Here is a 23,079-nt window from a genome sequence, read left to right as displayed (position 1 = left end):
ATGATTGACAGTATCCTCTCTCAGACTGGTTTTTTTGCTATTATCTCACTCTTTGCAATTGGTGCGTGTGTGTCACTCTTGTTGTATGAATACGACGAACTCGCCAATCTTTTAGGGGCTTTCTTTGCCATACTGGGATCAATCGGGGGGCTTCTTTTTTCCGCACACGTTATTATAAGCCGAGTGATTCCCGTATACACTATTTCCTCGCCATTCCCACTCCTTACCATATCAATTAAAGTTGATTTATTATCCGCGTTCTTCATGGGAATTATTTCTCTTCTGTCTTTGTTGTGTTCGATATACGCGATTGGTTACGTCAAGCATTTTTATCAAAAATATTCCATAGGAATTTTATCATTTTTTTACAACGTTTTTATCGTAAGCATGATTCTTGTTGTAACGGCGAATCATGCGCTCTATTTTCTCATAGTATGGGAGATTATGGCGTTGGCATCGTATGTTCTTGTTATGTATGAACGAAGAGTGCAGGAAAATGTACGCGCAGGTTCGCTATATTTTATTATGACTCATGTTGGTACGGCGTTTATCATTTTGGCCTTTTTACTCATCTATCATTCCGTTGGATCGTTTGATTTTGATACCATTCGAACATCCTCCAATCTTATTCCATTCTTAGTTCGTGATGCTGTGTTTATCGCTGCCCTTATAGGGTTCGGCATAAAATGCGGCATTATTCCCCTCCATATTTGGTTGCCTGCTGCACATCCTGCGGCTCCATCCCATGTGTCTGCGCTGATGTCAGGCGTTATGATCAAAACAGGCATATATATGCTTTTTCGCATATGCCTTGATTTTTTTCCCGACATCCCGCAGTGGTGGGGTTTGGTGGTGCTCGTCCTTGGAATCATTTCTTCGCTACTGGGAGTACTTTATGCACTTTCAGAGCATGATAGTAAGAAATTACTTGCCTATCATAGTATTGAAAATATCGGCATTATTTTATTGGGTCTTGGGAGTTCGCTTGTTTTTGTGTCTTCGCATCAGTATGGGCTTGCCGTATTGGCGAGTGTTGCCGCTCTCTACCACACGGTAAATCACGCATTGTTTAAAGCTCTGCTCTTTTTGGGTGCCGGATCAGTAATTTCAGCAACACATACACGTAATATAGAGGAATACGGCGGGCTTATTAAGCGCATGCCTCAGACAGCCTTCCTATTTCTTATCGGATCGATGGCCATTTCCGCACTGCCACCGTTTAATGGATTTGTAAGTGAGTGGCTTACGTTTCAAGCTCTCTTTCAGGGGGTTATATCTTTAAGTCTTATTCCAAAGATAGTTACTATTTCTGCTATCGGTGCGCTTGCCTTAACCGGGGGTCTTGCGGCAGCATGTTTTGTAAAAGCATTTGGCATAATGTTTTTAGCCCGTCCGCGCAGCGAGCATGCATCTGCTGCCCAAGAAGTGGCTATAAGCATGAGAATAAGCATGGCATTCTGTGCACTCCTTACGTTATTGTTTGGTCTTGGAGCAACAACGATTGTTAGTACGCTGGAAGTCATTGTTCGACAATTTCCACAACTTTCACAGGAGCGTGTGTTCGATACGGCTGCTGGGCTTCTCGTTGTGCAGAACGGATTTTCTGCCGTATCAATGCCAATCATTACATTAGGATTATGTATCATGTTCGTCAGTATTCTTTTGGGTGTGAAATTATTTTTTCCTCGCCAACGCGTGAGATATGGAAGGACATGGGATTGTGGCACAGACCTTACATCTCGAATGGAAATAACAGCAACGGGGTTTAGTCGTTCGCTGGTTACCATTTTCAGGGCTATCTTATTTCCAACTAAAAGCGTGGTTACGGATTATTCAGATTCTCATGCGCGCTATTTTCCTCAACGTAATGTTATTACATTGGAACTCCATGATATTTATAGGGCTGTATTCTATGATCGTCTTACAAGGGTTATAAACGCCATTTCGGATCGTGCACGCGCCATACAGAGCGGTAATGTGAATATGTATATAGTCTATATCTTTGGAGCGCTTATTGTTCTTCTCGCAACACTTGCGCTGTAATATTTTCAGTATGTCATTTTTCTTTGCTTCACTTATTCAACTCATCATTATTCCGATTTTCTCCCCGCTCTGTATTGGAATTACCAGAATGCTCAAGGCACGATTGCAAAAGAGGTGTGGCGCTTCTGTGCTGCAGCCCTATCGTGATCTCTGGAAGCTATTCCATAAAGATGAAGTTTTGAGTGTGGATGCTTCGTGGATATTTCGCTTTACTCCCTATATCCTGTGTTCACTCTTTCTTTTTGTTGGTTTCAATATACCTCTCATTACGACAGCTTTTGCAAAGAGTGGCAGTGGGGATTTTCTTGTGCTTGTTTACTGCATGGCATTTGGTACATTTTTTCTTGCTTTAGCTGGGCTTGATACAGGAGGAGCTTTCGGCGGATTTGGTTCAAGTCGAGAAATGATGGTCTCCTCACTTGCCGAAGGGACGCTTGTCCTTTCACTTTTTGTACTCGCACTTCTCACGCACACTACAAACATGTTTGGTATTTCAAATGGGGTAGGGTCGCTCTCTTTGTCGAACTTGGCGCCAGTCGTGCTAGCATTTAGCGGATTTTTTATTGCGCTTCTTGCTGAAACGGGGCGGTATCCTTTTGACAATCCATCAACGCATTTGGAGTTGACGATGATTCATGAAGCGATGATATTGGAATATTCCGGCAAGCGGCTTGCTCTCATAGAATGGGCAGCTGCCCAAAAATATATGATTTTTCTTTCACTGGCAGCAAGTATTTTTTTTCCTTACGGCATTGCGCATACATTCGATCCCATTGCGTTATTCATAGGGCTTGTCTACTTCGCGATAAAGATATGTATACTTTGCGGGGCTATCGCTCTCATTGAATCGAGTATTGCAAAGCTTCGCATATTTCGATTGCCGAGTCTTCTTGCAACTTCCTTTGTCATCTGTATTGTTGCTCTCGGATTAACACTATAAGAATATGTTTACACTATCTCCTCAACTTCTTTTTCTTTTCGAAGCAATTATTTTTTTGACTGTTGTTGTGCTGCATTTGGTTAAAAATAACAAAACGGCCGTTATTCTTTATGTTGTCCAAACCGCAGTATTGGCATTACTACTCATTGCATCCTATCTTGGCGCAGCATCTCCATTGCTCTATGTTGCGTTGGCAGCAACCATAGCAATCAAGCTTGTCATCACGCCATATTTTTTCTACCTCCTTATCCGAAAACATCAACTCACATTTTTAGCCGGCAGTTATTGCTCGATGCCTCTGACACTTGTTATTATTGCCTGCCTTACGGCACTTACACGTTCAACTCTTTTTAAAGAACTTATCGTATTGAATAATGTCGGACAAGAATTTCTCCTTCTGCCATTTGCAATCATCCTTATTTCACTTTTTTTGATAATAAACAGAAAGGGAATCTTTTCTCAGATGCTGGGATATCTTTCATTGGAGAATGGGATAATTTCTTTTGCTCTCTTTGCAGGTCTCGAACAGAATCCCGCGTTACAACTTGGCATAACCGTAAGTATTCTTGTGTGGGTGATTATGGCAACCATTCTTGCCTCACTGATATTCCGGCAGTTCGGTTCACTCGATACAAGTGCCATGAAGCGATTAATCGATTGATTTATGGAACTTACATTTCTTGTTTTCATCCCGCTTCTCATTGGTCTTGTTGGCGTACTTGTTCGAAAAAATATTCGAATGTTCGATGCGCTTTATTGTATTGGTGCCTGTGCAGAAATTATTACCGCCGTGGGAGTGTTTGTGCAACTTCATACGGCACAGGAACTATCATTCGCACCATTTTTCTTTCTTGATGCCCTTTCCGGTATCGTACTCCTTACCGTTATTATTGTATCTGTTTTTTCTTCAATCTATTCAATTGGCTATCTTCGCGAGGAAGTGAAGAAGGGAATTATCGGCTTTCGGAGAGTAAAGCAATATTTTCTTCTCTACCAACTATTTGTTGCTGCTATGTTTGCCGGTGTCCTTTCAGCAAGTCCCATCCTCATGTGGATTGCAATCGAAACAACGACGCTTTCAACCACGCTCCTTATTAGCTTTTACAACAAGGCTTCAGCAACAGAAGCGGCATGGAAATATCTATTGATTAATTCCATTGGACTACTATTGGCTTTTTTCGGAACACTGCTTTTTTTTGCCGGTGAATCATCGGTAGACATGCTTGGATTTCCAGGTTGGCACTCACTTTCCGAGCATGTATCTGAATTTAACCCTGATCTATTAAAGATTGCCTTTATTTTTATCCTTGTAGGATATGGGACAAAGGTTGGTTTTGCTCCCATGCATACGTGGCTTCCGGATGCGCACAGCAAGGCGCCCCCGCCGATTAGTGCGCTTCTTTCGGGTGCATTGTTGAATGTTGCACTCCTCGCTATTTTTCGATTTAAAATCATTACAGATTCGGTGGTCGAACAATCGTTTTCCAATACGATGCTCATCGGTTTTGGACTGGTGTCAGTGGTCATTGCTGCGTTTATTATCTTGGCACAAAAGAAATACAAACGGCTATTTGCCTATTCCAGTATTGAACATATGGGTATTATCGCCCTGGGATGCGGATTTGGCGGATTGGGCATATGGGCAGCTTTACTCCATATGATCTATCACTCAATTGCAAAGTCATTGTTGTTTTTCATATCCGGCTCTCTTTTTCTTAAATATGGCCTTTCTAGAATTTCAAATATCAAAGGCATGATCACAATTCTTCCTGTGAGCACCGTTCTTCTGTTTTGTGGCCTTCTTGCTATCACGGGTGTTCCGCCCTTTGGGATGTTTATTACAGAAATACATATTTTAGTTGCAGGCATAGCCCACTATGGCTTTGCATCAGTAATACTTCTTGTTTCGCTGGTGCTTGTATTTGTGGGATTTTTGCGCCACATCGTATCAATGGCGTTCAGTGAGGCGCCGCCAACTGTTTTAAGGGGTGAATCTAATGTGTATGTACTTACACCTTCCATTCTTCTCTCACTCATACTTATCATTCTGAGCGTGTATCTCCCGCCAGGTCTTTCCGAACTTCTAACAAAAGCAGCAGAACTCTTATGACGAAACCTTTACCAATACAAAATAATAGGCCTTGCGACAACCTCAATATATACAATGTGCCTGAAGGCGATATTCTTGCAACATGCAAAGAATTATACGAGAGAGGTTTTCCATTAAAAACAATCACTGCTTTTGATGAGCGAGAACAGACGGGGAATTTTAAGATTATGTATCTTTTTAGCAATCCCGAAGAGCATATTTTTCAAACACCTACCATATGCGTGCAAGAGACATTTCCTTCACTTACACCCATCATTCATCAGGCATCGATTCATGAACGAAAAATAGCAAGCTTGTTTGGAATTGTACCAATAGGGCATCCAAATCTTCGCTCACTTATACTTCACGAACAATGGCCTCAGAATCTCTTTCCACTCAGAAAAGATTTTGCATGGAATGAGCGCCCATCTCCGGCAAGGGGTGAGTTTACCTTTCGGCATGTTCAGGGTGAGGGTATCTACGAAATTCCCGTTGGACCGGTGCATGCAGGCATTATTGAGCCGGGACATTTTCGTTTTAGCGTAGCAGGTGAAGAGATTCTTCATCTGGAGGCACGGCTTGGATACTCACACAAGGGCAGTGAGAAGTTATTTGAGCACCTTGCCCTTAAAGACAAGCTTCGGCTCTCTGAGCGCGTGAGCGGAGACAGTTCATTTAGTCATTCACTTGCATTGTGCCAAGCTTTCGAAGAATTGGGATCGATACCTGTTCCTATCCGAGCTCGATATATTCGTGTGATATTCTGTGAGCTGGAACGGCTTGCAAATCACTTTGGAGATATCGGTGCCATCATGCTTGACACGGGATTTAATTTCGGCGGATCACATGGTGCGCGTTTGAGGGAGGTGGTGATGCAGCTTAATGATTTTCTAATAGGTAGCAGATTCTTGCGTGGAGTGAATACGATTGGCGGAGTTCAAAAAGATATTTCCAATGGTTGCCTTGAATCGGTACGGCAGACACTTCTGTCTGTGCGAAAAGATTTTTCTGAAGTTATGGCTGTTGCGCTTCGAAATAGCTCGCTTATTGAGCGCTTGCGGCATACAGGCAGCCTTGATTATACAATTGCCAAGGATCATGGGGTTGTTGGTGTTGCTGCAAAAGCACTTGGGTTTGCATACGATGCACGCAAAGACCACCCCTATGCCGCATATGATCACTTTTCGATTCCTATTCCATCATATCATTCAGGTGATGTCTATGCTCGATTTCGTGTCAGAATAGATGAGGTGTATTCCTCGTTCGATATCCTCCAAAAAGCATTGAGTGATATTTCTTCAGGACCCTGTATTGGCAATGATCTTTCTCGCCTTAAACTTCCTTCCAACTCCTATGCTGTTGGTATTGTGGAAGGCTGGCGAGGTGATATCATATACGTAGTTGCAACAGATGGAGACGGATCAATTTGTCGAGTGGATGTGCGCGACCCATCATTTATTAATTGGACAGTGTTAGGACATGCAGGGAAGGGGAATATGGTTCCTGATTTTCCGCTCATAAACAAAAGTTTTAATTTATCCTATTCAGGTAATGACGTGTAGTCTATGCCAACTCCTATTAATCGCATTTCAAAAATGAGCGATGAAGCCGAACGCCTCTATCATGAAACAGAGGGAGACCGGCGTTATTTTGATACCAAATATAATATCAGCGTCATGGCGATCAAATGCATGGACGGGCGAGCAGATTTTACTGAAGCTACCGGTGCGCCGTTTGCGTGGGTGTACCCGGTGCGTACTATTGGCGGTATGATCGACATTGGTTGGCCGGCATTCAAACCGCATTTTGAGCGGCGCGTACGAAGCGCCGGCGAGAGGAGGAAGGCGCTCCTGATTCCTGTTACCTATCACTTTTCTTCCCAAGGGAAAGATTTTTGTTGCAAGGGGTATGACTACGACACTTCAAAAGCCGTTGCCGGCCAGACTGCGGTACGCGACCAATTTGACCGTGTCACACGAACACTTTTTATCGAAGGGGGAACTCGGCAGGTGTATACCGTTCTTGTTGGAATCAATACGGATGATCGTTCTATTATTCTTCATGGAAATAAAGATGAGACTTTAGAAGCAACTATGCTTATTCAGCATTCCGAACAAGAGAGCGAAGCACTTCTCAAAGAAAGACTCCCAAAGCTTTATCCCGAAATGCCACAGGGGATGATTCAATTTCTCACAGACCGCATGCTTTTCAACCGCATGCTTGTCATGAAGAAGCGGACGGAAAAAGTTTCATCCGAAGATCTCGACCATAATGAGTGGATATTGGCTGTGGGAAATAGGTTTGATTACATCCGCACATGGAACTCAGCCATTAAAATAAAATCCTGGGATCCTAATTTTATTAAAACATGCCTTACCGGCGCGCATATCATTTTTGAAAATATTGAAGAAGGGCGGGTGAGCAAAAAAGATGGAGTTGTTCTGCTCGTCAACGAGTCGTTTGATCGGGATACGGACTATTACGATGACTGGCGAGCGGCAGAAGAAAGTGCGCGCTGGATGTATCGCGAGATAAGCGAGGCAATTATTGCTGAATTTCCAACCCTCCGCGAGTACATGCGTCCTCTTGTGGGTATTGTCAGCACTGAGCGCCGCCTTCATAGGCTCGATATAAACGTTGCCATGTGGGGAAAGTCTGCGTAGTGCATTACAATGGTGTACATTCATAATTTGCATTCTATGAACATGACAGAATTTATTTCACGGCACTACCACCACTTCAATGCCGCAACACTCAAAGATGCAACTGAAAGCTATAAATCGCATCTGAAAAATGGCGGAAAAATGTTTCTGACGCTTGCCGGCGCAATGAGCACGGCTGAACTTGGCATTTCACTTGCCGAAATGATCCGTAAGGATAAGGTTCATGCGATTTGCTGTACGGGAGCTAATCTTGAAGAAGATATATTCAATCTTGTTGCTCACAATGAGTATGAGCGCGTTCCCCAGTATCGATATCTCACAAAGTCTGATGAAGTGGCACTCCGAGACCGAGCAATGAATCGCGTAACGGACACCTGTATTCCTGAAGAAAACGCCATGCGGCGCATTGAACGCGCAGTGCTTTCTGTCTGGCAGAGAGCGGATAGAGCGGGGGAGCGGTATTTTCCCTATGAGTATATGTATCAGGTAATTCGCGAGAATCTCGTGAGGGAGCACTATCAAATTGATGAACAACATTCCTGGTTGATCGCCGCATGCGAAAAGAATCTTCCTATTTTCGTACCAGGTTGGGAGGATTCGACCCTTGGTAATATGTTTGTTGCGAATGTCATAAAAAAAGAACTCAGCGGATACCATGTTGTAAAATCAGGGCTTGAGACAATGGCATTTCTTATCGACTGGTATCGCATGGCTTCTCGGAGCTCGTCAGTAGGATTCTTTCAAATCGGTGGAGGAATTGCCGGAGACTTTCCTATATGTGTTGTGCCGCTTATGAACCAGGACCTCAAAGAGGCAGCTCCCTACTGGGGATATTTTTGCCAAATTTCCGATAGTACGACATCCTATGGTTCCTATAGCGGGGCAGTGCCAAACGAAAAAATAACATGGGGCAAGATTGACGAGACAACACCCCAGTTTGTCATTGAATCAGACGCAACGATTGTTGCGCCGCTCATGTTTGCATCGATTCTGGAAGAATAAAACTGCTTTTAAATCATCTTTTTCAAAAAATCAGATGGCGTAGATGCTTCAATGAGTTTCTGGGCTTGGCGGATAAGCTGTTTATCCCATGAGATGAGCGTGCTTTCAGATACATAGGCGCACCATACCACAAGTGCATCGGATGTTTTGAGGTGGAGTCTTTTGAATATAGTGATAGCTTCTTCAATTGTGGACTGGTCGTGGGGTAAAATGGTGAGTGCCATGAGGGACTCGATTGCCGGCCGGGGATCTTTGTTATATTTTGATAGAATATTTGCTATCTCAAGAACAACAATCATGGGTAATGTTGTAATGTATGGATGTTGATGAATGTGGGAAAAAAATGCAAGAGATGTTTGATGGTAATGATCGCGCTCAAGGAGAGATGAGAGAAATACCGATGAGTCTATGGTTAAAAAAATCATATGCTATGAACGCTCTTTTTTCACCAATGCAACACTCGACATTTTTTTTGATATGCGGTTTTTCCGTAACGGTTTCGACCAAAATTGCAATGCATTGCTCTGGCTTGCCGGAATGCCTGAATACGGCATGATGCGTGCAATCGGCTTTGATCGATGAATGAGAATGAAAGAATTCCCCTTTGCAAGGTTTTCTGCAAGTTTGGGAAAATTCTGCCGCAACTCTTTCACTGACACTGACTGTTGTTCTTGGTGATACATAGGAGTATTTTAAGATCACTTTAAGGTAACATTAATATACTACACACGTATTCCTCTACTGTCAAATAATGTATGCATAGTGAATGTGTAAAAACTTGAAAAAGAATGCCAAAGCCGCTACTCTCAGAGAATATGAATTCACTTGATAAACTATTGGAAAACCTCAACGATGAACAGCGCCGTGCCGCAACGCATGCGGGCAGCCCTTTGATGATTGTTGCCGGAGCCGGCACCGGCAAAACAACAGTGATTACTCGACGGATTGCATGGCTTGTTCTTAGCGGACTATGTACGGTCAATGAAGTACTGGCGCTTACGTTTACCCAAAAAGCAGCGCAAGAAATGGAGGAGCGCCTCGATCGCTTGTTGCCCTATGGCTATGTTGATCTATGGGTATGTACGTTTCATGGGTTCTGCGAACGCATCTTGCGAAAGCACGGGTTGGATATCGGCATACCCACAGATTTCAAACTCCTTGATCAAACAGCTGCCTGGATGCTTGTTCGGAAGAACCTCGACCTTCTTGGACTCGAGTATTACCGTCCTGCAGGCAATCCTACCAAATGCATTCACGAATTACTGAAGCATTTTTCTCGATGCAAAGATGAAGGAATAACCCCGCAGGAGTACGTAGCGCATGCGGAATCTCTTCAATCCGATGATCAAGATGAAACTGCACGTATACAGGAACTTGCCCGTGCATATACAAAATACCAGCAACTCTTGCTTGATGAAAGCGCGTTGGATTTCGGCGATCTCATTGTCTACACACTCAAGCTTTTTAGCCAACGTTTGGGTCTACTCAACCGCTATCAGATGCAATTTAAAGCTGTATTAGTCGATGAGTTTCAAGATACCAACTGGGCGCAATATGAGCTCATTAAGCTCTTGGCGGCAAATCGATCGCTCCTCACGGTAGTAGGGGATGATGATCAGAGTATTTACCGCTGGCGGGGTACGTCATTAGCAAATATCACGCGATTTAAAAAAGATTATCCATCGAGTACGGAAATTATTCTGACGCGCAATTATCGTTCGCGACAAAATATTTTAGATTGCGCTTATGCATTTATTCAAAAAAACAACCCAAACCGCCTTGAATGCCAACTTCAACAATCGGGCACTGCATTGATAAAGCAACTCCATGCACATAACGAGGGGTTGGGTACGCTTGAATACATGTATTGTGCGACACATGATGAGGAAACAGAACAAGTAATTCAAAAAATATGCAAGCTTAAAGAGCAGTCTGAAACACTCCAATGGAGCGACTTTGCCATACTTATCCGTTCCAATGATAGCGCCAGTAATTTTATTGCAAAGTGCAGTGAGTATGGCATTCCATACCAGTTTTTTGGCCAAAAGGGTTTGTATTCAAAACCGGCCGTTATTGATCTTCTGTCATATTGCACCCTTCTTCACAATTACCACGAAAGTCCTGCGTTATACCGAGTTTTTAATTTTCCTTTTTTGAATATTTCCCATGATGGTATTGTTGCTCTGAGTCATTTTGCACATCGGAAAGGATATTCTCTCTGGCAGGCGCTCGAACACATGAGTGAAATAGAAGCGATCACGCAGGCTGATGCCGATGCATTCCGCGCACTATGCAGCCGTATTGGCGAACATGCTGCACTTGCAAAATCCAAGCCTGCAGTCGAAGTATTCTTTCGTATTGTGCAAGATACAGGGTTTTTGACATGGCTGAGTCGTGATGACACCCTAGAAAAACGAGAAGGGCTTGGGTATATCAACCAGTTATTTGCAAAATTAAAAACCTTTCAATCCGAATATCCGCTTGCCCGACTGCAAGAATTTTTGGAGCTTGTTCGTTTGGAACAGGAAGCCGGGGATGCCGGATCGCTTGCGCGCGATATCGACACAGGGCCCGATGTAGTAAAGATTATGACTATTCATGGCTCCAAGGGGCTTGAGTTTTCTTATGTATTTGTTGTGCATCTTGTAGACCGCCGATTCCCCACTCAAGAACGCGAAGATGCTCTAGAACTCCCGCAAGAGTTACTAAAGGAACCCATCCCTCAAGAAGATGCTCATCTTGAAGAAGAACGACGTTTGCTGTACGTTGCGCTTACTCGTGCACAGGAAGGCGTTTTTTTGACGGGCGCAAAGGATTATGGCGGTGTACGCAGTAGAAAGCCTTCACGTTTTCTGGAAGAATGCGGGATGAATATCCCTGCCGAGAAACCCCCTCTGTCTTCCACCACCCTTCCATCTTTGCCACCCGAGCGCACAGCAACTTCATCTCGGCAGGCGTTAGCACTGCCTTCCACGGTCAGCTTTAGCCAGCTTAGGGCTTTCCAAACCTGTCCATTGCAGTATAAGTACTCATTTTTACTTAAAATACCCACCTTCGGGCGCTATCAATTTAGTTTTGGAAAAAGTATTCATGCGACGCTTGAGAAGTTTTTAAATCGCATCATGGAAGAGCGCACTGTACCTAGTCTCGATGAGCTACTGAATATGTATAAGGAATGCTGGATAGATGAATGGTATCGTTCTCAAAAAGAACAAGAGGAATATTTTGCAAAGGGCTCCGATATACTCGAGCGAATTCATGGAGAGGTTAGCGATACTCTGCCCAGCCCCAGGACGATTGAGCGGGATTTTACTTTGAAGCTCGGCACAGACGAGGATAGTATTATTCTTAAAGGCAAAATTGATCGTATCGATGATATTGAGGGGGGCGTGGAAATTATTGATTATAAAACGGGAAAAAGCAAAGCAGAGGATGCACTAGGTTTTCATGATAAGGAGCAGCTTATTATGTATCAAATGGCAGCCGAAGAGTTGTTGGGAATGAATCCGATTAAATTGACGTACTACTATGTTGAAGATGGATCCCATGTGTCGTTTTTGGGAACTGCCAAAGAAAAGGAAAAAACGCTTAAGAATATAGAAAAAACCGTCCAAGAAATGAAGGGAAGCGATTTCAAAGCTACACCGGGATTCCATTGTCGTTTTTGCGATTTCAAATCCATTTGCGAGTATAAGAAAATATAACAATAAGTGCTATACTACACTATATGGCCTTTACAGCATTGCATACCCTTCTCAACCGCGCGGTGCATCGTGCGGGAATCCATCGAGGCGTTACGGCTGCCAAGGCAGTGAGCCGATCAGAAGAAATTGTTAAAGAATTTTTTGGGGCCGATATCCTTGAGGTTATCAAACCACTTTCACTGAGGGGTAGGATTCTTACGTTTGCATGTATTGATTCCTCGGCAGCTGCTTCGATCGGCATGTATGAAGAAATGATTGTACAGTATGTGAATGAGGGATTTGATAAATCCGTGGCTGATAGAATAACTATTGTTACTACATAGCCCTATGAAACCGATTTTCAGATGGATTATTGCCGGTATGCTCATTGCGCTCAGCAGTGTTGGATTTTACTATTGGAATGCGTATGAGTCCGAACGTTCATACGACCTGCAGATTGTTTCACAAGTTGCTAGTATGAAGGATTCACTCTCGCTCTACGCCCAGCAGTATGCTGCTTATCCCCATCTCCAGGATCCGTTTTTGCAGCGCTTCGGTTTTTTGGCGGCCGCTTATGTGCCGCTCCTTGCCGATAGCTCAACAGAATGCCAAAGCCAATCGCGTTGTCCTTCATACCGTGTGCGCTTTCTATTAAAAACAAATGTAATCTATCCGAAAGGAGAACATATTGTCACCCCAAGCGGCATTCAATAATATCCTATGACACTTTTTCATTATATCCTCATGATGCTTGCAGGTACCCTTCTTTCCTGGGGTGCGTGGTTCTATGTCATTTCTACAGTGAATCCCTTTGACACCGGCATGGTGGGGCTTTTGCTTTTTTATGTAAGCTTGACCTTTAGCATGATTGGAACGTTTGCAATTATCGGTTTTTTTGTGAGGACATGGGTATTTAAAAAGGAAATCGTATTTCAGCGCGTACACCTTTCATTCCGTCAGGCATTCTCATTTGCACTGCTTGTGGACGGCTTTCTTATTCTGCAGGCACTGAGGCTTTTGACGTGGTATAATCTTGCATTTTTGGTAGTGGGGTTGACGTTAGCAGAATTTTTCCTCATTTCCCGCCGCCCCACGCGCTATCGATAAGATTTTGTGTGGTATACTTATTTCCATGCGATTCAAATATAAAGCAAAAAACAGGAATAGCGAAGACATTGAAGGGATGCTCGAGGCGGAATCCCAGTCCCATGCTGCAGAAATGCTCCTGGAGCGTGAGCTGGCTGTGATGGAGTTGAAAGAAGTGGTTGAAACAAGCTTTACTAAGGTCATTGGAATGTTTTTTTCCCGTGTTTCAAAAAAGGACCTTGCTATTTTCCTGCGCCAGCTTTCCATCTTGGTTTCCGCGGCAGTACCGCTGGTTCAGGCTCTCAAAATCCTTTCGCAGCAATCCTCAAGCGGAGCACTGAAAGAGGCGCTTTCCAATGTGGTGAATGAAGTTGAAGGCGGCATGAAGCTTTCCCAAGCATTGGGCAGGTATCCGAATTTGTTCAATTCGTACTTTGTAAACATGATTAAATCCGGTGAAACTTCAGGGCGCTTGGATGAAATTATGAATTACCTTGCTGACCAACAAGAAAAAGAATATGAACTCCAAAGCAAGTTGATTGGCGCGTTGTCCTATCCGATTTTCATTATCTGCATGATGATTGTCGCAAGTTTTGTGATGTTTGTATTTGTGCTGCCTAAAATGCTCACGATGTTTACCGATATGGGGCCTGGCGTAGAGCTTCCGATTGCAACACGCATCTTGATCGGTACCAGCTGGTTTTTTACCCATTTTTGGTGGCTTATCATCATTATTCTTATTGGGATAATTGTAGCATTCAATGTATACATCAGAACTCCTGCCGGGCGCTATGTTATTCATTTCATCATGCTTAAGCTGCCGGTATTTGGCAAATTATTTACGTATGTATCATTGGTGCGTTTTTCTCGGAGTCTCGGGACAATTCTCGTGGGGGGCATTACTATTCCTATAGGATTACGCGTGGTAAGGGATATTGTGGGTAATGCGGTATATGAGGATTTGATTACGCAGACCATTAAAGAAGTGGAAGATGGCAATCCTATTTCTACGGCATTCGCCAAAAGCCATGAGATTCCTCCGATGGTTACCCACATGCTTTCCGTGGGCGAGCAGACCGGGCGCTTGGATGATGTATTGGAAAAAGTGAGCCAGTTTTATAATCGCGAGGTGGGAGTAATGCTGGATAACGTTATATCACTCATTGAACCGGCTATTATGGTACTGCTCGGCTTGGGTGTGGGTGTTATGGTTGCAGGTATTCTATTGCCAATGTACACACTATCGTCAAAAATGTAGATATGCTATACTATCAAAGGTACTCATTGTGGATAACTAAGCGATATAGAGAAGAATAATTATGAAAAAAGGTTTTACGCTCGTTGAATTGCTCGTTGTTGTTGCAATTATTGGACTCATGGCAGGCATTGCCACGGTATCGGTAAATAGTGTGCGTTCCAAAGCACGGGATGCTCGAAGAGTTGCAGATATCAAACAGATCCAAAATGCGCTTGAGTTATATTATAGTGATTCAGGAACCTATCCCGCAGCTGAGGTTGCAAAAATTGGAGAAGGTAGTGGTGTTGCTATTTCTAATCTAGGTTTTACGACTGCTGTAGGAGTCGGAGATAGTGTTTATTTAAACCCAGTTCCAAAGGACCCAGCTTCAACACAATCCTATGTATATCCCACACCTGCTGCCCCCACAAAGGATTATATTATAGAATTTGTTCTCGAAACTGGAACGGGTACCATGGAAAAAGGTACCTATCAAGCAACTTCCGGTGGGATGAAAATTAAACCGGTAGTTGTAGTTCCCTAATATACTTACAATAAGATTCATTTAATCATTAATTTTAAGCACATTAGCCTATGAAAAATATTCAAAAAGGCTTTACACTCGTCGAATTGCTGGTGGTTGTGGCAATCATCGGTTTACTGGCGGGTATTGCAATTGTATCGGTGAATTCGGTACGTATTAAAGCGCGTGATACACGTCGCATTGCAGATGTTAAGCAAATCCAGAATGCGCTTGAGCTGTATAATAATGAAAAAGGAGGACTCTATCCTCAAGCAACAGCTACTAAGGAACTTGGTGATGCGGGCATTACTGTGATTTCTACAAATGGTTTTGCTGCAGGTGACCCTACGTTTTTAAATGTCGTGCCGAAAGACCCGACAAATAACGGTGAATTCCAATATCAATATCTAGCGTGCGGTACCGAAGGTGATGCAACAAAACCTTGCTTGAATTATCAGATTAATTTTGCAACAGAGGGCGTTACATCACTCGGCGCGCTTGGAAACTATAAAGCAACACCTACGGGTATTAGTGGAAGATAAAAATATGAATATGAGAAAATATGCTCTAGGGCTTCAAAAAGGTTTTACACTCGTCGAATTGTTGGTAGTTGTGGCAATTATTGGTTTACTGGCTGGTATCGCAATTGTATCAGTGAATTCTGTGCGCATTAAAGCGCGTGATACACGCCGCATTGCTGATATCAAGCAGATTCAGAATGCTCTTGAACTGTATAATAATGAGCATGGAGGTATGTATCCTGCATCAGGTGCGGATCTTAAACTTGGTAGAAATACAAATGATGCTAATGATCCTATGGCTATTACATCAGCCGGTATAAAGGAAACTCCTGCTGCGGATGAAACTGTATACCTTAATGTGGTACCCCATGATCCTACTGACGGGAAGGAATATCTCTATCTCAAAGACATTGCTGCAGATGTAAACAGACTTACCTATACGATGACATTTACCACGGAAGGTACTACATCGCTTGGTGCTGCTGCAACCTACAAGGCTACTCCGACAGGTATTGCTCCATAATTATTGCGAACTTCAAACACCCCCAAGATTCGGGGGTGTTTTTTGTTTTTACATTATTGTGATATAATCATACAAGAAGTGCATAACTAACTTTGTTTTCAAATATCACTATGAAACTAGATACCACTCTTTGCAAAAAAGGTTTCACACTTGTGGAACTTCTTGTTACCATTTCAATCATTGGTCTATTGGCAAGCATTACCGTGCTATCAGTGGGAAATGTGCGCCAGGTCGCACGCGATTCCAAACGGTTAGCGGATATTAAGCAGCTTCAAACAGGCTTGGAGTTTTATTTCAATCAAACAAATGGTTATCCACAGACTAAGGATAATTTAAAAGATGGCGAAGGGTTTGTGAATTTGGGAGATGCAAACCACAATGTGCTCTGTGCTGCAACGCAGTATGGTTTTGAAGCTACGCTTGCTGCATGCGGAGCATTTCCTGTGTATATGAGTAAAGTTCCGGGCAACCCACAGCCGGGTGGTCCTATGTACTACCGCTATAAACCGGAAACGCTGCCAGGTAATGATAAGCCCACAGCATACCAAATGAAATTCAATCTCGAAACAACTATAGCAGGGTATACACCGGGGGAGCATATAGCGCGCCCATCAGGAGTCCAATAACCTGAAATGCTTTTTATATTTGAACTTCTGGTAGTATTTCTTTTGGGCTTGTGTGTCGGCAGTTTTTTGAATGTTATTATTTTTCGCTTACACAGGAATGAACAATGGCAGCGGGGCCGTTCGCATTGCGGTACTTGCAACACAGCACTTACTATCAAGGATCTTATTCCTCTGGTAAGTTTTTTGGTGTTGAAAGGCACGTGCAGATATTGTAAGGCACCCCTATCACCCCAATACCCGTTTGTAGAGCTTGCAATGGGAGTGTTGGTTGTAGTAGCTTACCTTGCGATACTCTCAGAATTTCAAGCACAATCATTATCAATGATCCTTGCAATCGGAACGCTTTTTCCCGTCTTGGTGTTTGTTAAGAACATATTTTTCTTGGGTATATTACTGGTGATATTTGTCACCGATCTTCGTTGGTTTGCGATCTATGACAGCGTTGTTCTGACAGGTTGTGCGCTAGCGTTAGCGGCTCATCTGCTTATGCCACCACTTTTTTCTCCACACTATATTCTGCCGGCATGGTTAAATCTTGGTGTTGCAGCGCTTGTTCCAACGGCATTTTTTGGCGCACAATATGTAGTTTCATCAGGAAAATGGATTGGTGGAGGGGATATCCTCTTGGGAGGCATGATGGGACTTATGCTCGGCTGGCCCCAGGTGCTTGTGGCGCTGTTTATTGCCTATTGTACCGGTTCGATTATCGGTATTGCGCTCATTGCCGCTGGCAAAAAATCGCGAGGCAGTGAAGTACCTTTTGGTACGTTTCTTACAGCAGCAACGGCCACGATGCTTCTCATTGGAGATCCGATTATGGCTTTTGTTAATCGTACGCTCTTGCTATGATACTCGTACTATGATTACGTATACGCAACAGACAGATGTTCGAAGGGGTTTTACGCTCGTTGAAATGCTTGTAGCGCTTACGATTATTGGCCTTTTGACCACTGTTTCGGTTGTGCAGTTTCAATCCGGACGCCAGGATGATGCGTTGCGCCTTGCTACCATGCGCATGAGCGATGCGCTTCGCACAAGCCAATCTGCCGCCCAGTCCGGCAGTATTGAGCAGTATGCTAATGCGCAAGGATATGGCGTATATGTATTCCAAACAGCAGCAAGCAAATCGTGCGTGGACGGCTCTACAACCATCAATGAAGGTATTGTACTTTTTGCAGATACCGATAGTAATAAAGCATACACCCCTAATACCGACACGGTTATTCGATGCCAATCCCTTATTGTGGACGGAGCTCCGATCGTATTGGAAAAAATCGAGGAACTCAAGGCAGCAGACGATAGTATTATCACGGTAACTACAGCAACAGCATTTTTTCAACGGCCGACATCATTTGTGCTTATTGATGCGGCAACAGAAATGAAAAAACTGACACTCACACTCAAGAACACACGAAATAATCACACAAAACAAGTTGTGCTTGATCGGATTTCCGGCAGGATCGACTTTGATTATTAGATATTGCTGAAAGGTCACTATGTATGCAAAAGCTGTGGATCGTTGTCCCGATGTATAATGGTGCACAGGATGTTCCTGATTTCTGTGAATCTTTGAAGCAATGCACAGAACAGGGCAGTTATACATTGGTTGGGGTAGACGATTGTTCTCCGGATAATTCAGCGGATCTTCTACGCACATCATGTCCCCAAGCAATAGTATTGCGAAATGCCAAAAACAGTGGGTTTGCCGGTGCGTGCAATACCGGTATGCGATATGGCATTGAACATGGAGCACAGTATGTGATGCTTGCGAACCAAGATTTACGGTTTTTGCCCAATTGGCGCGATCCTCTTATATCCTTACTGGATAGTGATGCATCATTAGGAGCAGTGCAGCCCAAGATTCTCATGTATCCCGATACCACACTCATCAATTCATGCGGGAATGAACTGCATATTTTAGGATTCGGTTATACGCGGGGGTATTTGAAAAAAAATAGTGAGTTTTTCTGTGATGGAGTGCGCGATGTTGGATATTGCAGTGGAGCAGCAGTCATCTATCGCATTGACGTGCTGCGGCGGATCGGGTTATTAGATGAGAAGTTTTTTATGTATCATGAAGACTCCGACATTTGTTGGCGCATGCAGCAGGCAGGCTATCGTACCGTAGTGAGTCCGTTATCTGTTGTTGCTCATCGCTATGAATTTTCCAGGAGCATCCAAAAGTTTTATTATATTGAACGTAATAGGCTGCTGATGATGCTCAAAAACTATCAACTCAAAACACTCGTTCTTCTTGCTCCTTTATTTTTGTTTTGGGAGTGCAGTATAGTGGCATATAGTATTATCGGACTGCTCTCGAGAAAAAATACCGTAATCAGGGTGAAGGAAAAAATCAAAAGCTATGCATTTTTCCTTAAGCCATCGATATGGGCGTATATTGCGCGCGAGCGTAAGAAGTCCGCTCCGCTGCGTGTCAAACAAGATGCGGATATCATGAGGCATTTTACCTGTGATATCGCTTTCCAAGATGTTGATAGTCCCATTATCCGCAATGTTGCAAACCCGATAACGCGTTGGTATTGGAAATGCATCAAAAGATTTGTATGAAACTCATCGAAGTTGTTGCGGTATACCCCCCCTATAGGGGAGGAATCGGCACCGTGGCGCAACAGAATGCGCGTATGGCAGCGAAAGAGGGTTTTGATGTCACCATTGCAACTCCACTCTACCCTTCATTAGATAAGAAAGTCGCAGCGGTGGAATTTGATGGCGGAGTAAAAGTGAAGCGTCTCAACCCCTCTGTATCCTATGGCAATGCAGCGGTGATGAGGGGGCTTTTGAGACCTTTGTTGCAGGCTGATGTCATTCATCTCCACTATCCGTGCATTGGCAATGAATGGTTGGTGCTCTTGGCGGGGTATGTATGGAGGAAAAAAATTGTTGTGACCTATCACCATGATTTGGTTGGGAAGGGACTGTTTCGGTGTATATTCAAACTGTATACATTTTTGTTTTTACCACTCACTCTTCGTATTGCTCGCCGAGTATTTGTAACATCATGGGATTATGCGCAGCAATCATATTTAAAAAAATACCTTAGCAAAAGAAAGCAATTATTCAGTGAACTTCCCTGTGCAGTCGATACGACTATTTTTTATCCTCGACAAAAGGATAGCAGTATTCTTTCACGGTATAGCATCAAGGCAACTGATCGCGTTGTTGTGTTCGTCGGTGGGCTTGATAGCGCCCACTATTTCAAAGGTGTTTCGCTGCTTATCCAAGTTTTTTCAAAACACTTTTCAACAATGAATAACACCCATCTCGTCATTGTCGGTGACGGAGATTGCAAAGAAGAATACGAACGTCAAAGCAAACTTCTTGATTGCGAAGGCAATATTCACTTTGCCGGTTCAGTTGTGTCGGATGAGCTGCCGCTCTATTATGCTATCGCAGATGTATTTGTTTTGCCATCGATTGATTCATCCGAAGCATTTGGTATTGCCATTATTGAAGCACAGGCCTGTGGAAAACCGGTTATTACGTCAGATTTGCCAGGTGTACGCAGTGTTGTGAGACATGGCATTGATGGCTTGCACTTTTCTCCTTCAAACCCGATTGAATTAGGTGAGGCTCTTTATACATTACTTTCGGATGAGGCGCTGCGTATGCGCATGAGCAGTTCTGCGCGCGAACGTGCACTTCAGAATTATTCAACAGATGCTGTTGGTAAGAAATTCGTATCAGAACTTCAAAAAATATGAACTACGTTGTAATTACAAGCCTGTTTCGCCCTCTCGTGCGCGGAGGAGCTGAAGTAGTTGTTGAAGATATTGTTGATGAACTCAAAAAAAAGCATACTGTTCGTGTTCTAACAATCTGTGACTGGAAAGGATTGCGATCACTCATGTTCAACTCATCGTTTGAGGATGGCATCTGCGTTGAACGCTTGTATCCATTGAACCTTTTTTCATTCCTTGATGTCAACGCAAAGCCCTATTGGATGCGCGCATTATGGCATCTTATGGATATGTTTAATATCCATACCTATGGTTCTATACTGCACTACTTACAAAAAAACAAACCTGATTGCGTTATGACGCATAATCTCAAAGGCATGGGATACCTCATACCGCTTGCTATTCGGCATGCAGGTATAAAACATATTCATACTCTTCATGATGTTCAGCTTGTCGTGCCGACAGGATTACTGTTTTGGAAAAAAGAAAACGAAGAGCACAAACTGCAAAATCTTTTTCATGCATGGTGTTCGCGATTACTCTTTGGCTCCCCCCACGTTGTTATAAGTCCATCCCTTTTTTTAAAAACATTTTATGAACGACGCGGTTTTTTCCCCCATTCACAACGTACTGTGCTTGCTAATCCCATGCGTAGTGTTGGCTCGGCAACTCATGACATTCTGTGTCAAAAAAATCTCCAATCAGCAATTCATTTTTTTGCAGCCGGAACGTTGAATGAGGCAAAAGGCATACTTTTTTTGTGCCGGGCATTTCACAAGCTCCCAGAGCAACATATACGACTCTGGATAGCAGGATTAGGGCCTGATGAAGAAGAAATCAAGCGTCTCTGTAAAAATGATTCTAGAATAGCATTTCTTGGCAGGTTGTCTCATGAAAAAGTGTTGAGCAATCTGCAAAATATGCATTACTCGATTGTGCCCTCGCTCTGTTATGAGAATTCCCCCACGATTATCGGTGAAAGTTTTTCTTGTGGAATACCTGTGATTGCAGCAGATATTGGGGGAGCAGCAGAACATATTGAAGATGGGGTAAATGGTTTTGTGTTTACACCCGCCGATACATCATCACTTTTTCATGCAATGGATCGTGCTATCATCAGTAAACACTACGATCAGATGAGGCATGCAGCGGCGCGGAGCATGAACGGCCGTGATTGCGCTTCGTATGTGAAACATGTCATTCAAATACAAACACCGTAACAGCATCTTGTTCAAATGACATCCAGCCCGAAGCAGATTTCCTCAATTGGTTAATGATGAGTGGGGCCCGAGGCTCGTATGACGTGACAACGACATAGACACGCGAGACAGGGAGAAATGTTTTAACATCTTCGATAATGTTTTGGGATGGATTACGCATCATGCGTGTGTAGTATTCATAGAGGGGTGAAGAAGTTGGCAGAGGATAATAAAATGTTGAACCGCTAAACCCAAAATCTCGTAGTGCCGCAGAAGAAACTACCTGATTGGCAAGCACAGCAAAGCGTTGAGCGCCTGCATTGCTATGGATCCACTGCACTGCAGAGATATCAGCAGAAGAAATATTGTATCCATGAAATGCTTGAAATGCATCATTTCGCGGATACGAGAGGTAGAGGCTTGCAAGAAGGACAAGTACCGACCCCGATATCCATGCCATTCTGACAAGGGGAGGACACGGAGCGGCAAAAGCTCGCGACGCAAGACTGCTGATCGCAGCAACCATATGCGGCAGAAGAAACACAAATGCCAGCGAAACGAGGCGCATACCATAATCACCCCGTTCATAGGAAATAAGAGTAGTAAAATTAATGGTATTGGTAAGTATGAATGCATGTGCGAGCGTAATAAAAAACAGTATCATGCCAACATATGTGAGTCGTCTGTGATGATCTCCTTGCGAGCGAAGGATAAAAAATCCTACGACGCTTATACCAAATAGTATGAAGAACACATTATGTGCGTAGAAATAGACTGGATCCAAAAAAAGAGAAAATCTGGATTGGAATGCCAGAATGGTTGGCAGTGATATCTGTGGCCATGTAAACGATATGGAAAGTTGGGAGGAAATGAGCGAGTTTACAACGAATGCAGCCGGAACAGCAAGTATGCTAAGAATGGTTAACAATGCAAAAGATACCGTTTTTATCCCTAGGTGCTGCCGTTCAATACTGGGCAGGGCAAAAGTGAACATTACATAGAGTGCTGCCGGTATGCCTGCAAGCGGATGGATTGCCAGAGTAGCCAAAACAAGGGCTGACAGGAAGTAGCGCGCGTGCAACCCCCCTCCCCATAGCATACTACTGGACAGTACAATGAGGGCCGTGATACCATAGGCAAAACCCCATGGGGTTGATATACTAAGAAAAGGGTATGGCAGTGCGAAAAGCATAAGAACACAGTACTGCGCTGTTTTTTTGTTTTGAATAAGCACTGCTAGTGCCCG

24 protein-coding genes are annotated in these 23,079 nt (G+C 43.5%); 21 read left to right on the top strand and 3 right to left on the bottom strand.

The window, feature by feature from the left end:
• Genes hyfB through AAB400_01395 form a run of 7 tightly spaced genes read left to right on the top strand, consistent with a single transcriptional unit; the run spans nucleotide 1 to nucleotide 8,737 of the window.
• On the top strand, nucleotides 1–2,043 hold the full coding sequence (gene hyfB, locus AAB400_01425) for a hydrogenase 4 subunit B (GenBank protein MEK7648556.1): 2,043 nt from the start codon (nucleotides 1–3) through the stop codon (nucleotides 2,041–2,043).
• A gap of 10 nt (nucleotides 2,044–2,053) precedes the next feature.
• Nucleotides 2,054–2,983 carry an NADH-quinone oxidoreductase subunit H gene (locus AAB400_01420; protein ID MEK7648555.1) on the top strand — a complete coding sequence of 310 codons (930 nt, stop codon included), beginning with the start codon at nucleotides 2,054–2,056 and terminating at the stop codon, nucleotides 2,981–2,983.
• 4 nt (nucleotides 2,984–2,987) lie between these two features.
• Nucleotides 2,988–3,644, top strand: a complete 657-nt coding sequence (locus tag AAB400_01415) for a hypothetical protein (GenBank protein ID MEK7648554.1) — start codon at nucleotides 2,988–2,990, stop codon at nucleotides 3,642–3,644.
• Between the two features lie 3 nt (nucleotides 3,645–3,647).
• On the top strand, nucleotides 3,648–5,093 hold the full coding sequence (locus tag AAB400_01410) for a proton-conducting transporter membrane subunit (GenBank protein ID MEK7648553.1): 1,446 nt from the start codon (nucleotides 3,648–3,650) through the stop codon (nucleotides 5,091–5,093).
• A gap of 56 nt (nucleotides 5,094–5,149) precedes the next feature.
• Entirely contained in the window at nucleotides 5,150–6,634 is a 1,485-nt protein-coding gene (locus AAB400_01405; GenBank protein ID MEK7648552.1) for an NADH-quinone oxidoreductase subunit C, read from the top strand.
• Between the two features lie 3 nt (nucleotides 6,635–6,637).
• On the top strand, nucleotides 6,638–7,735 hold the full coding sequence (locus AAB400_01400; protein MEK7648551.1) for a hypothetical protein: 1,098 nt from the start codon (nucleotides 6,638–6,640) through the stop codon (nucleotides 7,733–7,735).
• A 36-nt stretch (nucleotides 7,736–7,771) separates the two neighbouring features.
• Nucleotides 7,772–8,737 carry a deoxyhypusine synthase family protein gene (locus tag AAB400_01395; GenBank protein MEK7648550.1) on the top strand — a complete coding sequence of 322 codons (966 nt, stop codon included), beginning with the start codon at nucleotides 7,772–7,774 and terminating at the stop codon, nucleotides 8,735–8,737.
• 8 nt (nucleotides 8,738–8,745) lie between these two features.
• On the opposite strand, the gene AAB400_01390 is transcribed toward AAB400_01395, so the two are convergent.
• Nucleotides 8,746–9,162, bottom strand: coding sequence for a PIN domain-containing protein (locus tag AAB400_01390; protein ID MEK7648549.1), 417 nt, complete (start codon nucleotides 9,160–9,162; stop codon nucleotides 8,746–8,748).
• Between the two features lie 3 nt (nucleotides 9,163–9,165).
• Nucleotides 9,166–9,420, bottom strand: a complete 255-nt coding sequence (locus AAB400_01385; GenBank protein MEK7648548.1) for a hypothetical protein — start codon at nucleotides 9,418–9,420, stop codon at nucleotides 9,166–9,168.
• Between the two features lie 132 nt (nucleotides 9,421–9,552).
• Here AAB400_01385 and AAB400_01380 point away from each other — a divergent pair, with 132 nt between their 5' ends.
• The 14 genes from AAB400_01380 (at nucleotide 9,553) to AAB400_01315 (ending at nucleotide 21,854) form a co-directional block, all read left to right on the top strand.
• Complete coding sequence (locus AAB400_01380) at nucleotides 9,553–12,441, top strand: UvrD-helicase domain-containing protein (GenBank protein MEK7648547.1); 2,889 nt, start codon at nucleotides 9,553–9,555, stop codon at nucleotides 12,439–12,441.
• Between the two features lie 23 nt (nucleotides 12,442–12,464).
• Complete coding sequence (locus AAB400_01375; protein MEK7648546.1) at nucleotides 12,465–12,764, top strand: DciA family protein; 300 nt, start codon at nucleotides 12,465–12,467, stop codon at nucleotides 12,762–12,764.
• A gap of 4 nt (nucleotides 12,765–12,768) precedes the next feature.
• Nucleotides 12,769–13,134 (top strand): hypothetical protein, encoded by a 366-nt coding sequence (locus tag AAB400_01370; GenBank protein ID MEK7648545.1) that lies wholly within the window; start codon nucleotides 12,769–12,771, stop codon nucleotides 13,132–13,134.
• Nucleotides 13,135–13,140: 6 nt separating this feature from the next.
• Nucleotides 13,141–13,527: a hypothetical protein gene (locus tag AAB400_01365; protein ID MEK7648544.1), complete on the top strand. Its 387-nt coding sequence runs from the start codon at nucleotides 13,141–13,143 to the stop codon at nucleotides 13,525–13,527.
• 25 nt (nucleotides 13,528–13,552) lie between these two features.
• Entirely contained in the window at nucleotides 13,553–14,764 is a 1,212-nt protein-coding gene (locus AAB400_01360; GenBank protein ID MEK7648543.1) for a type II secretion system F family protein, read from the top strand.
• Nucleotides 14,765–14,825: 61 nt separating this feature from the next.
• Nucleotides 14,826–15,287 carry a prepilin-type N-terminal cleavage/methylation domain-containing protein gene (locus AAB400_01355; GenBank protein ID MEK7648542.1) on the top strand — a complete coding sequence of 154 codons (462 nt, stop codon included), beginning with the start codon at nucleotides 14,826–14,828 and terminating at the stop codon, nucleotides 15,285–15,287.
• A 50-nt stretch (nucleotides 15,288–15,337) separates the two neighbouring features.
• Nucleotides 15,338–15,808: a prepilin-type N-terminal cleavage/methylation domain-containing protein gene (locus tag AAB400_01350; GenBank protein MEK7648541.1), complete on the top strand. Its 471-nt coding sequence runs from the start codon at nucleotides 15,338–15,340 to the stop codon at nucleotides 15,806–15,808.
• A gap of 4 nt (nucleotides 15,809–15,812) precedes the next feature.
• Nucleotides 15,813–16,310, top strand: coding sequence for a type II secretion system protein (locus AAB400_01345; protein ID MEK7648540.1), 498 nt, complete (start codon nucleotides 15,813–15,815; stop codon nucleotides 16,308–16,310).
• A gap of 110 nt (nucleotides 16,311–16,420) precedes the next feature.
• Nucleotides 16,421–16,936, top strand: a complete 516-nt coding sequence (locus tag AAB400_01340) for a type II secretion system protein (GenBank protein MEK7648539.1) — start codon at nucleotides 16,421–16,423, stop codon at nucleotides 16,934–16,936.
• Nucleotides 16,937–16,942: 6 nt separating this feature from the next.
• On the top strand, nucleotides 16,943–17,785 hold the full coding sequence (locus AAB400_01335) for a prepilin peptidase (protein ID MEK7648538.1): 843 nt from the start codon (nucleotides 16,943–16,945) through the stop codon (nucleotides 17,783–17,785).
• Between the two features lie 10 nt (nucleotides 17,786–17,795).
• On the top strand, nucleotides 17,796–18,413 hold the full coding sequence (locus AAB400_01330; GenBank protein MEK7648537.1) for a type II secretion system protein: 618 nt from the start codon (nucleotides 17,796–17,798) through the stop codon (nucleotides 18,411–18,413).
• Nucleotides 18,414–18,436: 23 nt separating this feature from the next.
• On the top strand, nucleotides 18,437–19,504 hold the full coding sequence (locus AAB400_01325; GenBank protein ID MEK7648536.1) for a glycosyltransferase family 2 protein: 1,068 nt from the start codon (nucleotides 18,437–18,439) through the stop codon (nucleotides 19,502–19,504).
• Nucleotides 19,501–20,658, top strand: coding sequence for a glycosyltransferase family 4 protein (locus tag AAB400_01320; protein ID MEK7648535.1), 1,158 nt, complete (start codon nucleotides 19,501–19,503; stop codon nucleotides 20,656–20,658). Before AAB400_01325 ends, AAB400_01320 begins: the two co-directional genes overlap by 4 nt.
• Entirely contained in the window at nucleotides 20,655–21,854 is a 1,200-nt protein-coding gene (locus tag AAB400_01315) for a glycosyltransferase (GenBank protein MEK7648534.1), read from the top strand. The genes AAB400_01320 and AAB400_01315 overlap by 4 nt, the downstream gene beginning before the upstream one ends.
• Here the strand turns inward: AAB400_01315 and AAB400_01310 are convergent.
• A partial coding sequence (locus AAB400_01310) for a hypothetical protein (GenBank protein MEK7648533.1) occupies nucleotides 21,832–23,079 on the bottom strand: 1,248 nt, incomplete at its 5' end. The genes AAB400_01315 and AAB400_01310 overlap by 23 nt on opposite strands.

Source organism: Patescibacteria group bacterium, from assembly GCA_038065255.1.
Classification (GTDB): domain Bacteria; phylum Patescibacteriota; class Patescibacteriia; order JACQRZ01; family JACQRZ01; genus JBBTRI01.
Note: the sequence above shows the minus strand (reverse complement) of the source record. Positions and strands in the feature narration are given on the sequence as shown.